15 protein-coding genes are annotated in these 14013 nt (G+C 64.0%); 6 read left to right on the top strand and 9 right to left on the bottom strand.

Annotation, left to right across the window (positions count from 1 at the left end; translation table 11 throughout):
- Positions 1-10: 10 nt before the first annotated feature.
- Positions 11-598: a hypothetical protein gene (locus ACQR3T_RS27785; protein ID WP_428695709.1), complete on the top strand. Its 588-nt coding sequence runs from the start codon at positions 11-13 to the stop codon at positions 596-598.
- 10 nt (positions 599-608) lie between these two features.
- On the opposite strand, the gene ACQR3T_RS27780 is transcribed toward ACQR3T_RS27785, so the two are convergent.
- Both ACQR3T_RS27780 and ACQR3T_RS27775 read right to left on the bottom strand, forming a co-directional pair.
- Entirely contained in the window at positions 609-1718 is a 1110-nt protein-coding gene (locus ACQR3T_RS27780) for a DUF4873 domain-containing protein (RefSeq protein ID WP_428695708.1), read from the bottom strand.
- On the bottom strand, positions 1711-2499 hold the full coding sequence (locus ACQR3T_RS27775) for a TetR family transcriptional regulator (protein ID WP_428695707.1): 789 nt from the start codon (positions 2497-2499) through the stop codon (positions 1711-1713). Before ACQR3T_RS27775 ends, ACQR3T_RS27780 begins: the two co-directional genes overlap by 8 nt.
- Before the next feature lie 150 nt (positions 2500-2649).
- Here ACQR3T_RS27775 and ACQR3T_RS27770 point away from each other — a divergent pair, with 150 nt between their 5' ends.
- From ACQR3T_RS27770 to ACQR3T_RS27755, 4 genes are read left to right on the top strand one after another with little or no spacing between them, the layout of a single operon-like run.
- The gene (locus tag ACQR3T_RS27770) at positions 2650-3594 is read left to right on the top strand and encodes an AurF N-oxygenase family protein (RefSeq protein WP_428695706.1); all 945 of its coding nucleotides are present in this window, start codon (positions 2650-2652) and stop codon (positions 3592-3594) included.
- On the top strand, positions 3591-4454 hold the full coding sequence (locus tag ACQR3T_RS27765; protein WP_428695705.1) for a diiron oxygenase: 864 nt from the start codon (positions 3591-3593) through the stop codon (positions 4452-4454). The genes ACQR3T_RS27770 and ACQR3T_RS27765 overlap by 4 nt, the downstream gene beginning before the upstream one ends.
- Complete coding sequence (locus ACQR3T_RS27760; protein WP_428695704.1) at positions 4451-5938, top strand: flavin-containing monooxygenase; 1488 nt, start codon at positions 4451-4453, stop codon at positions 5936-5938. Before ACQR3T_RS27765 ends, ACQR3T_RS27760 begins: the two co-directional genes overlap by 4 nt.
- Entirely contained in the window at positions 5935-6783 is an 849-nt protein-coding gene (locus ACQR3T_RS27755) for an SDR family NAD(P)-dependent oxidoreductase (RefSeq protein ID WP_428695703.1), read from the top strand. The genes ACQR3T_RS27760 and ACQR3T_RS27755 overlap by 4 nt, the downstream gene beginning before the upstream one ends.
- Positions 6784-6787: 4 nt before the next feature.
- On the opposite strand, the gene ACQR3T_RS27750 is transcribed toward ACQR3T_RS27755, so the two are convergent.
- Complete coding sequence (locus tag ACQR3T_RS27750) at positions 6788-8170, bottom strand: ABC1 kinase family protein (RefSeq protein ID WP_428695702.1); 1383 nt, start codon at positions 8168-8170, stop codon at positions 6788-6790.
- Positions 8171-8172: 2 nt separating this feature from the next.
- Complete coding sequence (locus ACQR3T_RS27745; RefSeq protein WP_094609466.1) at positions 8173-8721, bottom strand: carboxymuconolactone decarboxylase family protein; 549 nt, start codon at positions 8719-8721, stop codon at positions 8173-8175.
- A gap of 91 nt (positions 8722-8812) precedes the next feature.
- On the opposite strand from ACQR3T_RS27745, the gene ACQR3T_RS27740 reads away from it, so the two are divergent.
- A complete protein-coding gene (locus ACQR3T_RS27740) occupies positions 8813-9736 on the top strand; it encodes an ABC transporter substrate-binding protein (RefSeq protein WP_032380312.1) in 924 nt (307 codons plus the stop codon).
- 48 nt (positions 9737-9784) lie between these two features.
- On the opposite strand, the gene ACQR3T_RS27735 is transcribed toward ACQR3T_RS27740, so the two are convergent.
- From ACQR3T_RS27735 to urtB, 5 genes are read right to left on the bottom strand one after another with little or no spacing between them, the layout of a single operon-like run.
- Positions 9785-10453 carry a GntR family transcriptional regulator gene (locus ACQR3T_RS27735; RefSeq protein WP_032380313.1) on the bottom strand — a complete coding sequence of 223 codons (669 nt, stop codon included), beginning with the start codon at positions 10451-10453 and terminating at the stop codon, positions 9785-9787.
- Positions 10454-10464: 11 nt separating this feature from the next.
- Positions 10465-11157 (bottom strand): urea ABC transporter ATP-binding subunit UrtE, encoded by a 693-nt coding sequence (gene urtE, locus ACQR3T_RS27730; RefSeq protein WP_032401810.1) that lies wholly within the window; start codon positions 11155-11157, stop codon positions 10465-10467.
- Positions 11150-11980 (bottom strand): urea ABC transporter ATP-binding protein UrtD, encoded by an 831-nt coding sequence (gene urtD / locus ACQR3T_RS27725; RefSeq protein ID WP_428695701.1) that lies wholly within the window; start codon positions 11978-11980, stop codon positions 11150-11152. The genes urtE and urtD overlap by 8 nt, the downstream gene beginning before the upstream one ends.
- Positions 11977-13068: an urea ABC transporter permease subunit UrtC gene (gene urtC, locus ACQR3T_RS27720; protein ID WP_032380316.1), complete on the bottom strand. Its 1092-nt coding sequence runs from the start codon at positions 13066-13068 to the stop codon at positions 11977-11979. Before urtC ends, urtD begins: the two co-directional genes overlap by 4 nt.
- Positions 13065-13949, bottom strand: a complete 885-nt coding sequence (gene urtB / locus ACQR3T_RS27715) for an urea ABC transporter permease subunit UrtB (RefSeq protein ID WP_027498414.1) — start codon at positions 13947-13949, stop codon at positions 13065-13067. Before urtB ends, urtC begins: the two co-directional genes overlap by 4 nt.
- Between the last annotated feature and the right edge of the window lie 64 nt (positions 13950-14013).

The following is a 14013-nucleotide window of genomic DNA, read 5'->3' as shown; positions in this document are numbered from 1 at the left end:
GTCACCCCTCATGGTCGAGACAGACGCATCCGATGAGAAGACAGCAGTAACCGAGAAAGAGGCAGCAGTATCCGAGGAGAAAGCAGCAGTGCCCGAGAACTCCCGCCGCCGGATTCGCTGGGCGGTGGTCGCTGCCGCGGTTCCGGGCATTGCGCTCGCGGTGGTATTCGGGGTGCTGTGGCGTTCGGCAGCAGGCGATCTGGCCGACGAGCGTACCCATGATCAGGACCGGCAGATGGCGTTGAACACGGCCACCGACTACACCGCGCGGTCGTTGACGTACGACTACCGCAATCTCGAAGCCTTCTTCGAGGGTGTCGATCAGGGGGCGTCGCAGTCCCTGCAAGACAGGTACGACGGTGTCCGCGAGGCGCTCACGGCGATCATGAACGAGTCACAGGTGGTGGCGACCGGCGAAGTCCTGTCGGCAGCAATCGATTCCGAGTCGGGAGGCGAGTACAAGGTTGCGGTCTTCGCTCAGCAGACGACGCAGAACGTGCAACAGCCCGACCCCGGCAAGGTGCCCAACCTTCTGTTGGTGACGGTCACCGATCAGGACGGGCAGTGGATCGTGAGTGACTACGGACCCAAGACTTAGGTCTGTCGGTTCAGCGGGCGTTGGTAGCGCTGACGAACTGGGCGAGTCCGCGCACCTCCTGCTCGATCTCGGTCATGCCGTGTGTCTCGAAGATCGACGTGAACTGATTCTTGTCGAACATACGGATTCCGATGTGTCCCGACACCGCACCAAGAATCGACTTCACCGGCGCGGCACTGCGGCCGTAACTCGTCATGATTGCAATCCGGCCGCCGGGGCGAAGGACGCGGATCAGTTCATCGACGACTGTCAGCGGGTTGGGCATCAGGTAGAGAGCCGCGTAGCAGCAGACGGCGTCGAACGTGTTGTTAGCGAACGGAAGTGATTGCGCATCACCTCGCATGTAGGCGGCGTGAGGACCGCGATTGTCGCGGACGGCACGCCTGATCATCTGCTCGGAAATGTCGAACCCGAGGGCGATGCCGTCACCGCTCAGTTGGTCGGAGAGGTACTTGGTGAAATTCCCCGGTCCCGATGCCACGTCCAACACACTCATGGCTCCTGACAGGCGCAGGTCTGCGACGGCCTTGGCGCGTTCGGCGGACATGGACAGGCCGCCCACTCCCATCATGGCGACGCCGGCGGGACGCCACAGCTTTTCGTAGATCGAGGCGACCAGAGGGTTGTTCATGGCCTTGCTCGCGGTCGTGGGTGACGGCGCGGGTGTACCGCCGAGCAGTTCCACATAGCCGTCGGTCGTGTCCGCGTCGGCGCGAAATTCGGGTTCGAGCAATGCTGCGGCGCGGTCGAGGGCCCGGGTCTGGGGAGACGACGTGGCAGCAGTCTCGGCCTCACCGTCCGGATCTACGTCGGGTTCGAGCGGATACGGCGGCATCCCGGTGCCCTGCAAGCGGTATCGGCCCCAGAGGTCCACGTCGCTCACCAGAACGGGCACATCACCGCTGTCGGTGCTGAGCCTGCCCTTGCGGCTGCTGCCTGCGGCCTCCATGAACCCCTGAAGTGCTTCGTGTGGCCGTACTCGCCCGTACCACCGGAAGACGCCGTCGATGGGTTGGGAGTGTCCGCGCAGATCGATCTGCACCTCGAACTCGGCAGGAGGGGACTCGAAAGTCAGAGTTGCAGGGCCGCGGTAGTCGGGCTTACCGGATAGATCACTCACAAGTTTCTTCCTCCTGGTCGCGAACGAACGCGAGATGCATGGGTCGATCGGATTCGAGACGGACGCCGGCAAGTGCGCACGAGGATCCGACGAGGCCCCGCACTATGGCGGCCAGATGCGCAACGAACGCCTCGGTGGACATGGTGGATTCGTGGTCTTCGGAACTGCCGAGCCACCAGTCCGTCGCAGTGGCCACTGCCCCGAACGTCGAGTAGGAGACCATCTCGACGGTCGAACGGTCCACTGCGGGACCCTGTATGGCGTCGGCCAGTACGCGGGCCACCGTGTCGGACGCGGCGCGAGCCGAATCCAACGCCGGGTCACCGGCAACGCCTTTCGAAGTTCCACGGTCCGTGGTGCGAGTGAGGAAGTGGCCGTGAACGAGAAACCGGAACAGATTGGGATGTTCTCCGACGACGGCCGCATAACCGGCGACGCTGCGATCGATGAGATCGGTGACGGAATCCTCGAACAGGTTGACGGTGACCATGATTCGGTCCCAAAGCAGGTCCTGGACGTGCTGGACGATCGCGGCATGCAGATCCGATCGGTCGGCGAAATGCCGGTAAAGCTTGGGCTTGGCCGTCCCGGCCACCTTCGCTATATCGCCCATGCTGACGTTCGGGCCGTGCACATCGATCGCGATCAGTGCGGCCGCGACGATTTCCCGGCGCACGTGGAGGCGATGCTCACGCCACCGCTCGGTGCGCGCATCGATCTTCTTGCACGGAGTCGACTGTCGCCCCTTCTCGGGGTTGACACGTCCGGTGACTTGAACCACACTCGTACAGTACCTACTACCGCCGGTACTGGCTACCGCGAGTTTCGGGTACGCGAAGTCTCGGGGTGTGGTCGATCGCGAGGGGGGATCGGTTGTGAAGCCTGCAAGGGGAATCGACAGTGTTGCGGTATCGGTCGGGCGGGATCGACGGTGCATACGCCGCTGACGACCGAGGACCTCGCGGTCTCGCGGGCGCGGTCCGTCGGGCCTCGTGAGAAAACCGCGAGTCGCTTGCTGAAGTCGACTGCCAACAAGTTCTACGATGGCGAAGTCGACATCGACTGGGCTGCTCCGGTGGTCGACGGTTTGCGGTGGATGCCCGAGCATCGAGTCTCGCTGTACCGAACCAAGCTGTGGCACAAGCTCTCCGAAGAGCAGCGTCGTGAACTGGGTCGGCACGAGATCGTCAGCATTCTCTCGTTCGGTATCTACGCAGAGGGTTTTCTCAGCGCAAACCTGCTACGGGTGTTCGGAAAAGGGACGTTCTCCGACCATTCGATGTACTCGATAGCCGAGGTGGGCGAGGAATCGCGCCACTCGATCATGTTCGGAAAGCTGATCGAGAAGGCGGGCCTGAAGCCGTACCTCATGCCGAGAGCGGGTCTGATCATCGCGAAGATCGGTCAGTTTCTTCCTCTCGGGCCGGCGACCTACGGCGGGACGCTTCTCATCGAGGAGGTACTCGATCGGGCTCAGCGAGAAGCTCAAAACGATCCCGAGATGCAGCCGCACCTGCGCCAGATGATGCGCATCCACGTGATCGAGGAGTCGCGCCACATCACCTACGCCCGTGAAGAAATGGTGCGCGCGATGCAATCGACCAATCGGGTCAACCGTGCGGTCCACCGCGTCATCCTTGCGACGATCGCCAACTTCACGTACCTCGCACTGATCAATCCGCGCGTGTACAGATCCGTCGGTATCAATCCGATTCGCGGAATCGTCACCGCGATGGCCAGCCCCACCTACAAGACCAACATGCAGTTCTTCTCCGAACCCATGATCCGATTCTTCGCCGATGCCGGCATGTGCGATGGATTCGTGACCCGTCGCCTGTGGAAGATGACGCGGGCAATGCCGGACGATCTGGCATGAGCCCACGCTCGTCGGCGGTCCAGTACGATCCGCACGTCGACATCGACTGGGAATCACCCTGGCAGAGTGAGGCGTCGGCGTTGCCGCGAGACTCGGTGACGTTGTACGGGACCCGCCTGTGGGGCAGGTTGGCCGAGCAGGACCGGCGTACCTTGGCTCTGCACGAGGCGGTGAGCAGATGGAGCACGGTGTCGTATCTGTCGGCCATGCTGATCGGAACCCAGCTCAGGCGAGTAGCGGAGGAGGGGCTCAACAGCGCCGATTCTCGCAATGCTCTCGACGAGGTTGCAGGCGGTTCGCGGACCACGATCACCTTCGGACGGCTGGTTCGCGCCACGGAAGTGGCACCCTACAAACCGCCGCGGGGCACCACCACGGCCGTCAAGCTGTTGGGCTTTCTACCGCTGGGTGCAGCATCGCATGCGTCGATCTTGTTGGTCGAGGAGACCTTCGCTCGGTCGATGGCCGGGGCGGTGACCGACCCCGGTATCGAGCCCCACGTTCGACAGGCCGTGAAGATCCATGGGCTCGGGAGCGCCGATCGTTTTGCGTCCGCTCGATCGGAAGTGGTTGCCGCTCAGAGTAACTCGAATGCGGTGGCTCGCGCGTACAACCGCGTGCTGCTCGCTCTGCTGGCCAACGTGATTCTTCGTCTCGGAGTGTCGTTCGAGGTGTACCGATCCATCGGCGTCAGTCCTGCTCGGGGCGCGTTCACGTCGCGGCATCGGCGATCCGAGATCAGGCGGCGGGACGCGGAGAACACCGTTGCCTTCCTCGATTCGGCCGGGATGCTCGACGGCACCGTCACCGCAGCGCTGTGGAGACTGACCGGTGTAGTGCCATCGAACGGTCGACGATGACGGTGCACCGCACGGGTGTGCTGATCGTCGGAACGGGGTTCTCCGGGCTCGGCATGGCGATCGAACTCCGTAAGCGCGGGCGCGAGGACTTCCTGGTGCTGGAGAAGGCAGACGAGGTCGGCGGAACCTGGCGCGAGAACACCTACCCCGGGTGCGCCTGCGATGTGCCGTCGCACCTGTATTCGCTGTCGGGAGAGCCGAATCCGTACTGGTCGAAGATGTGGTCGGGTCAGCCCGAAATTTTCGCGTACCTGAGGTCCCTCGCCGACAAGTGCGACGTGCGCCGGAGCGTCCGTTTCGGCAGCACCTGCTCCGGCGGGTACTGGAACGAGAGACAGGCGCGCTGGCACGTGAGCACCGCCGAGGGAGACGAGTACATCGCACAGTTCCTGGTCTCGGGCGTCGGTGCGCTCCACATACCGAACATTCCGACGCTCCCCGGCATCGAGAACTTCACCGGCAAGGCCTTCCACTCGGCCCGGTGGGACCACGAGGTCGATCTCACGGGCAAGCGAGTGGCCGTGATCGGAACCGGTGCGAGCGCAGTGCAATTCGTGCCGGAAATCGCCGGACGAGTGGCGCAGTTGCAGTTGTATCAACGCACACCCGCGTGGGTACTGCCGCGTCGGAACTTCTCGGTGCCGCCCGTGGTGCAACGAGTGTTCGCACGGGTACCGCTGCTACGGAAAGCTTTTCGGAACTCGGTGTACTGGAGCGCGGAGGCGTTGGCCGTCGGCCTCAACGGCCACTCCTCGCTGTTGCGTCCCGTCGAGTTTGCGGGCAGGCGCTTCATCCGCAGAGAGATCTCGGACCCGACACTGCGCGAGAAGCTCACCCCGAGCTATCGAATCGGCTGTAAGCGAATCCTCGGCTCCAACACGTACTACAAGGCGCTGAATTCCGCACGTGCCGAGGTGATCACCGACGGCATCGCCGAGGTACGCGAACGCTCGATCGTCGACCGTGGCGGCACCGAACGCGAGGTCGACGTCATCGTCTATGCGACGGGCTTCCACGTCACCGACGGCTTCGACAGCATGAACGTCGCCGGCGTCGGCGGTCGAAAGCTTGTGCAGCACTGGCAGAAACACGGTATTGCAACCCACCTGGGTATCACCGCAGCGGGATATCCCAACGCGTTCTTCCTACTCGGGCCGAACACCGGCCTCGGTCACAACTCGGTGGTGTTCATGATCGAGCAACAGATCAAGTACGTGCTGCGGGCAGTGGAACTGGTCGAGCGGAGCGACGCGGATGCGATGACCGTTCGTGAGCAGGTACAGGACCGCTTCGACACCGAGATACAGAGCAAGCTGCGAAACGGGGTGTGGAGCACCGGCGGTTGCACCAGTTGGTATCTCGACAGCACCGGTGTGAACCGAACCGTCTGGCCGGGTTTCACCTGGCAGTACTGGCTGCGTACCCGCACGATCGATCCCACCGAATACGAACTGCTGCAAGCGAAAGAGAACGTGAACGTATGAAGAATCTCGGAAACAAGGTCGCCGTCGTCACCGGAGCCGGCTCGGGCATCGGACGAGCACTGGCGATCGACCTGGCCGGCCGGGGTGCGCAACTCGCGCTGTCCGATGTCGACGCAAGCGGACTCGCCGACACGGTGGCTGCGTGCGAGAAGGCCGGGGCCAAGACCCGCTCGTACGAGTTGGACGTGTCCGACCGCGCCGCGATGTACTTCCACGCAGACTCGGTTGTCAGCGACTTCGGCCGGGTCAACCTTGTTGTCAACAACGCCGGAGTCGCGCTGAATGCGGACGTGCTCGAGATGAGTTGGGACGACTTCGAGTGGGTCATGAACGTCGACTTCTGGGGAGTTGCCAACGGCACCAAAGCCTTCCTGCCCGCGCTGATCGACTCCGGCGAGGGGCATCTGGTGAACATCTCGAGCGTGTTCGGCCTGATGGGTATCCCGGGCCAAAGTGCCTACAATTCCGCCAAGTTCGCTGTTCGCGGATTCACCGAGGCCTTGCGTCAGGAGATGAAGATCGCGCGACACCCCGTCGGCGTGACGTGCGTGCACCCGGGCGGCATCAAGACCAACATCGTGGCCAACGCCCGAGGCATGGACAGCCTGGGCGACGCCGACAAGGTGTCCGAAGCGTTCCAGCGGATCGCCAGAACCATGCCCACTCGCGCGGCGCAGGTCATTCTCGCGGGCGTGGAGAAGAACAAGCCACGAGTGCTCATCGGCCCGGACGCACGTGGTTTCGACGCGATTCCTCGCATCATCGGCCCGCGCTATCAAGACATCATGGCTCCGCTCAATCGACTAGGCACCGCAGCGGGCAAGAAATTTCGCGTCACCCAGTAGCGGATCATCTATTCCGGTCTCGCCACTGCTGCTCGGCGACGCCGAGTTCGGTGGCGGGGGAGTCTCCGTAGATCCATTCCCGAGCGATCCTGTGCCAGTTGGCCGTTGCCCCCAGCTGGCCGAGAACGCCGAACGTCAGAAAATCTGCGCGACGTGAGAACAGGTGCTCGGGAGGCAGGTTCTGTCGCTTCATGCCGGTGAATTGCCCGCCGCGCGGATCGATCGCGAGCATCAGACCACTCGACGCCAGCGACGGTGTCACCGTCATCGCCCGGTCCACGAGGTTCCATTCGGACGCCGCGTAGACGTACTCGAGACACTCGTCGGGGGTGACCCCGGCGGACGCGTCGACGATGCCGCGGGCGATCATTGCGGCGAGCAGATCCACACCGCGTTCCTCCGAAGCCATCCGCAAGCAGTCGATCTCGAACGCGACGTGTTCGGCTCGCATCCGGTTGAACAGACCGAAGTCGATGAATCCCACGCGGCCGTCGTTGCCGAGCAGAAGGTTTCCCGGATGTGGGTCCCCGCAGAATTCGTCGTACAGGTAGAGCGAACCGATGTAGAAGCGGTAGACGATCTCGCCGATGCGATCACGCTCGGCAACCGGTAGCGAGCGGATGTGATCGAACGAGACGCCGTCGAAGAACTCGGTGACGAGTACCCGCCGTGTGCACAGTTCCTCGATCGCGTCGGGAACGGCGACGAACGGGTGACCGCGAAATCGTCGAGCCAAGACCGATTGGGTGCGGGCTTCCTCGATGTAGTCGAGCTCCCGCTCGAAATTCTGTCGTAGTTCTTCGATCAGCTCCGGTGCCGCCACTGTAGGCAATGCGTTGCGCCAAAACTCGAGGAACAGTGCCAGGTTCTTCAGGTCCGCGCGCACGGCCGCGTCGACTCCGGGGTATTGGATCTTCACGGCGACGGCTCGGCCGTCGTGCAGGCGGGCGCGATAGACCTGGCCGATCGAGGCTGCGGCAATGGGTTGTCGGTCGAAGTCTGCGAAGAGGCTCTCCACGGTCTCGCCCAGGTCGTCCTCGATGACGGACAGCATCACCTCGACATCGACTTCCGGTGCGCGATCGCGCAGTGCGGAGAGCTTGTCCTGGAAGCGTTGTCGATGCTGCTCGGGTACCAGGGCGAGGTCGAGTACCGAGAGCATCTGGCCCAGCTTCATCGCCGCGCCCTTCATGCTGCCGAGCACTGTCACGAGTTGATCGGCTGCCTGAAGCGATCGCTTCTCCGAGATCCGTTCTCGCAGTTCCTCGGACCGACCGATCATCGACATCCGGGCCCCGGCACCGCGGATGGCCTGACCGGCCACGGCGCGGCCGAGGGCGCTTCCCCGCGCGGCCCGCGAGGTGGGTATCGGACGATCGGTGGGCATCTTCAGCGTTCGGTGTAGTCGCGTTCGACGCGCAGGGTACCGAGAGTGGTTGCCAGGCCGTCGTATTGGGTGACCAACAGCATGAACTCGAGGAGTCGACGTTCGTCGAACTGCGTCGCGAGCTCCGCCCAGGTGGCGTCGGCGAGGGTCTTGGTGGCAACGAGCTCGTCGACGGCGGTCAGAATTGCGCGGTAGCGCGAAGACAGACCCGGTGCATCGGGTCCGGTCTTGATCGACTCCAGCAGGTCGCGGTCGATGCCTGCGCGCCTGCCGAGCCGAACGTGGTGGTCCATCTCGTACGCGGATTCTCGAAGGTGAGCCACGCGCAGAATCACCATCTCGGATTCCTTGCGCGAGATCTTGCCGCCGGGCATCAGGTGCCCGCTGTAGAACAGCCACGCTCGGAACAGGCCGCCGGTGCGACCGAGGGTGGTGAACAGATGGGGATTCGGCACACCTGCACCCTTGGCGATCACCTTGCAGATGACCCAGTTGATGGGCCCGAGAGTTGTGGCGGTACCGGACGGAATGCGTGGAGTGGTCACAGCCACACCGTACCGACTGGGCGGCCGCGAGTCACCGGACAGTGGGAGGATAGGCTACCCTATTTGTGATTCCGAACAATGTTCCCATGGAGGACCCTTGACGAAGTTCCATGCCCGCCTCACGGCGCTCGCCCTCACCGTCGCCGCCTTCGGTGTGACTGCGACGGCGTGTTCGTCCACCGAGGCCACCTCCGACGGGGCAGGCAGCGCAACGCGATCGATCGAGACCGTCCGGGGAACGGTCGACGTTCCGGAGACCCCACTGCGTGTGGTGACACTCGAGCCGGTCGAGCTCGACACTTCCGTCGCCCTCGGTGTCGTACCCGTCGGCACCGCGGTGCTCAGTGAGGTGAGCGGTGTGCCGTCGTATCTCGGTGCTGAAGCGGCCGACATCGCGACTGTCGGCACGGTGGCCGAACCGACCATCGAGGATATCGCGGCCCTGCAACCCGACCTCATTCTCGGCACCGAGACTCGTCACGCCGAGTATTACGACCAACTCTCCGCCCTTGCGCCGACGGTGTTCATCGCCTCCCAGTCCGATCCGTGGCGCGACAGTGTCCGATTCGTCGGCCGCATTCTCGGCAAGGAGGCGAAAGCGGAGGAACTGCTCACCGCATACGACGACCGGTGCGGCGAGATAGCCGAAAAGTTCGAAACCGAAGGGAAGACAGCGCAACTCATCCGGCCTCGTAGCGGCGAGCTGACCCTGTACGGGCCGTCCTCGTTCGCCGGCAGCACCCTCGAGTGCGCAGGGTTCACCACTCCGCCGCGGCCGGAATGGGCGGACGAGATCTCGGTCGACCTCTCACCCGAACTGGCAGCCCAGGCGGCAGCGGACTTGATCGTCGTCACCGCCACCGATCCGTCGGACCCGGCGGCGATCCCGGCGTCGATCACCGCCAATGCAGTCGCGCTGCCCAATCCGCATGCGGTGGATCAGTCCTACTGGATCACCGGCGTCGGGCCCAAGGGCGGACAGGCCGTACTCGACGACATCGATCGAATCCTGTCGGACTAGTTGGGTCGTTCCGCAGGCTCCACTCCTGGCGGGGCGCGGTTGACACCTTCAGATCCGGACGGCACCCGCCAGGGCCGCGGCCTGCTGGGCTCGCTCGACCACTCGATCGCGCGAGGAATCGATGTGGGCGAGAAGTAGTTCCAGAGCCGTATCGAGGGTCCCCGCCAACACGTGCTCGACGATGTCGATGTGCTGATCGATCGCCGAGACGACGGCCGACGCATCGAGTCCGCCGAGTATCCGTACCGGACGTACCTTGGCATTGACGGCGCACAGCGCATCGGTGAGTGCCGAATTGCCGGACGCCGCAAGCAATGTGACGTGGAAGTTCTCGTCCAGCGCCACCAGGTCGTCGGTGGTGTCGGGCGGGTCGGTGCGTAGCGCGACCCAGGTGGCCGACAAAGTCGAGAGTGCGGCCCGATCGAAGGACTGCGACGTCGAACGTGTGATGCCGCGGGCCTCGAGTGTGGCCCGTAGCTCGTAGAGATCGGGCAAGTCGCCGAGCCGAGGACGATAGGCGTGCAGGCCGGCCTCGTCGCGGGTGACGAGACCGTCGGCCTGCAACCGTGCCAGAGCCTCCCGCACGGGAGTGCGTGAGACCCCGTACAACTCGGCGAGACGTTCCTCGCCGAGCCGCTCGGTGGAGCTGATGGCACCGGAGATCAGATCCCGGCGCAGTGACGAATAGACCTTCTCGCGAAGGTCACTGCGCGGCACGATACGTCCGGTCAGATCGCCATGGCTGCGCGCACGTCGGCCTCGGACTCGCTACCGCCGACACCGGTCGAGGTGATGCGGCCGGCCTCGAGGATGTAATAGTTCTGCGCCGACTCGAGGGCGAAGCCGATGTGCTGCTCCACCAGTAGCACTCCGAGACCACCGCGGCGAGTGAGCTCGAGGATGGTGCGTTCGATCTCGGCGACCACCGACGGCTGGATGCCCTCGGTCGGCTCGTCGAGAATCAGCATCCGGGGTTCGGTGATCAGCGCTCGCGCGATGGCGAGTTGCTGGCGCTGCCCGCCCGAGAGCAATCCTGCTCTGCGGCCGAGCAATTCCTTCAATGCCGGGAACAGGTCGAGTGCCTCGTCGATCAGTGCCTTGCCGCGTTTGCGGCCGTCGGCCACCACCTGCAGGTTCTCGGCCGTAGTCAACTGGCCGAACGACTGCTGACCCTGAGGCACGTAGGCAAGGCCACGGGCGACGCGAGCGCTGGGTCGCAACGCACTGACGTCCTCACCGTCGAACATGACCTTGCCGGAGTTCACTTTCAACAATCCGACCGCTGCGCGCAACAGCGTCGTCTTGCCCGCACCGTTGTGGCCCATCACCGCGGCCACACCGTCGGCCGGAACCGTCAGCGAAGCACCGTGAATCACTTCGCTGCGGCCGTAACCGGTACGCACATCGACCAGCTCAAGCATGACCGGCTCCCTCTTCTGCGATCTGTTCGAGTTCCTCGCCCGCCGCTGCGGTGCCGAGGTAGACCTCCTGGACCTTCGGATCGGCCTGTACCTCGGCCACTGTGCCCTCGGCCAGGACGCGTCCGGCAGCCAACACCGTCACCGAGGTGGCGAACATGCGCATGAAGTCCATGTCGTGCTCCACGACCACCACGGTCCGCTCACCGCCGATGCGTTGCAGCAGCTGGCCCGTCTCCTCGCGTTCCTCGTGGCTCATACCGGCGACCGGCTCGTCGAGCAGGAGCACATCGGCGTTCTGCACCAACAACATTCCGATCTCGAGCCACTGCTTCTGGCCGTGCGCGAGGATCCCGGCTGCCTTGCCTCGTTCGGCCGTCAGACCGATGGTCTCGAGGGCCTCCTCGATGGCAGGCAGCACCGATCCGCGACGACGCAGCATCGTCAGCGCCGATCGTCCGGATCCGGCGGCGATGTCCAGGTTCTGCAGCACCGTCAGATTCTCGAAGATGCTGGCGGTCTGGAAGGTTCGGCCGATACCGAGCCTGGCGATCTGATGCACCTTCTTGCCCAGCAGTTCCACCCCGGACTTCGTGACCGATCCGGTAGCCGGGACGAGACCGGTAATGGCGTCGATCAGCGTGGTCTTGCCTGCACCGTTGGGTCCGATGAGGAAGCGCAGATCGCCCTGCATCAGCGTCAGATCGACGTTCGTGTTGGCCTTGAAACCGTCGAAACTGACCGTCAGATCGCGGACTTCGAGGTACTGACTGGACATGCCGGCGTTGCCGCCGAACGTGGGCTGCGGGCCTTCGACATGAATCATCGTGCGAGTTCCTTCTCTGGTTCTGCGCTCGATTCGGGGACCGATTCGGCTTCCTGCTTTCGCTTGCGCAAGGCGAAGAGTCCGGCGATGCCGGCGGGGAAGAATCCGACGACCACCACGAACAGCAGACCCTGCGCGTACGTCCAGCCGGACGGGAACTGCTCGGACAGCGTGGTCTGAGCCCACGCGACGCCGAGGGCGCCGAGGACGGGGCCGAGAAGGGTGGTGCGGCCGCCGATGGCGACGCCGATGAGGAACGCGATGGACGGGACGATGCCGACGTCGTTGGGGGAGATGATGCCGACGATCGGAACGAACAGTGCCCCGGCCAGTCCCGCGAAGAACGCCGCGGCCACGTACGCCACGATCTTGACGTTGGCCGGGTCGTAACCGAGGAAGCGGACGCGCTCCTCCTGATCACGCACCGCCACCAACAGCTCGCCGTAGCGCGAGTACATCAGCTGGCGGGTGATGGCGACGACGACGAGCAGTACCCCTGCGGCGATGAAGAAGAGCATCTGCTTGTTCGCGGGGTCGTTGAGGTTGAACCCGAAGAACGTCCGAAACCGGTTGAGCCCGTTGGAGCCACCGGTGCTCTGCTGTCCGATGAGCAGGATGGCGAAGGCCGCGGCCAGGGCCTGGCTCAGGATCGCGAAGTATGCGCCCTTGACTCGGCGCTTGAACACGCCGAGTCCGAGAACCAATGCCACCAGGGCCGGCACGAACAGGATGCCCAGGATCGTCGAGATGGGTGAGGTGAACGGCACCCAGTACGAGGGCAATTCACGAATGCCGGCGATGGACATGAAGTCCGGTACGTCGTCGCCGCGCAGATCTGCGTCCGAGATCTTCAGGTGCATGGCCATGATGTAGGCACCGATACCGAAGAACACGCCCTGGCCGAGAGTGAGCATTCCGCCACGACCCCAGGCCAATCCGATGCCGACGGCCACGATCGCGTAGCAGATGAACTTGCCCAGCAAATTCAACCGGAAGTCGCTGAGGACGGCCGGAGCAACGGCGAACAGCAGGATCGCGGCGAGGGCGAATCCCAGTAGAGCGCCGCGCTTGGCGATGAACTCGCTCATACCAGGCTCCTTGTCTTGACGGCGAACAAGCCCTGCGGGCGGGCCTGCAGGAAGATCACGATGAGGACGAACACGATGACCTTGGCGATCGAGGCCGTGGTGCTGTATTCGATGAACGAGTTGAGAATTCCCAGAGCGAAGGCGGCGATCACCGCGCCCTTGATCTGGCCGAGTCCGCCGACGACGACCACGAGGAAGGCGTCGATCAGATAGCTCTGTCCCACTGTGGAACTGGTGGAACCGATCAGAGTCAGTGCCACGCCTGCGACGCCCGCCAAACCGGAGCCGAGGAAGAACGTCGAGATGTCGGTCCTGCGGCTCGAGATGCCCGAGGTCTCCGCGAGGTCGCGGTTCTGCACCACCGCGCGGATGCGTCGACCCATCGCGGTCTTCTTCAGCGCGATCGACAGTGCGACAACGGCGACGACCGCGAGGACGAGAATGAAGATTCTGGTCTTGGGCACCACGGCACCGAGAATGTCGACGCCGCCGCTCAGCCATTCCGGGGAGACGACGTTGACCGCCGGAGCGCCGAAGATGTCGCGAGCGAGCTGCTGCAGGATGAGCCCGACGCCGAACGTGACGAGCAGGGTGTCCAGTGGACGGTGGTACATCCGCTGGATCAGCGTGACCTCGAGCAGCACACCCATCGCGCCGCCGACGAGGAAGCCGACGATCAGCGAGATGAACAGTGATGCGCCGCCGGTCGAGACGATCTGCTGCACAACGTAGGCCGTGTACGAACCGGCCATGATGAACTCGCCGTGCGCCATGTTGATGACGCCCATCTGACCGAACGTCAGTGAGAGCCCGAGGGCGGCGAGCAGAAGAATGGATCCGATCGACAGGCCGGTGAACAACTGTCCGATCACGACGTCCATGGGGGAGCTCCTTCGGTGGTGCGTGCCGCAGTGGTGCGGTTGAGTGCCCTCTGGGGCACTCAAC

The sequence above is a fragment of the Rhodococcus sp. IEGM1428 genome, from assembly GCF_050321865.1.
Taxonomy (GTDB): domain Bacteria; phylum Actinomycetota; class Actinomycetes; order Mycobacteriales; family Mycobacteriaceae; genus Rhodococcoides.
The sequence above is the reverse complement of the archived record's forward strand: the minus strand, read 5'-3'. Positions and strand labels throughout refer to the sequence as shown.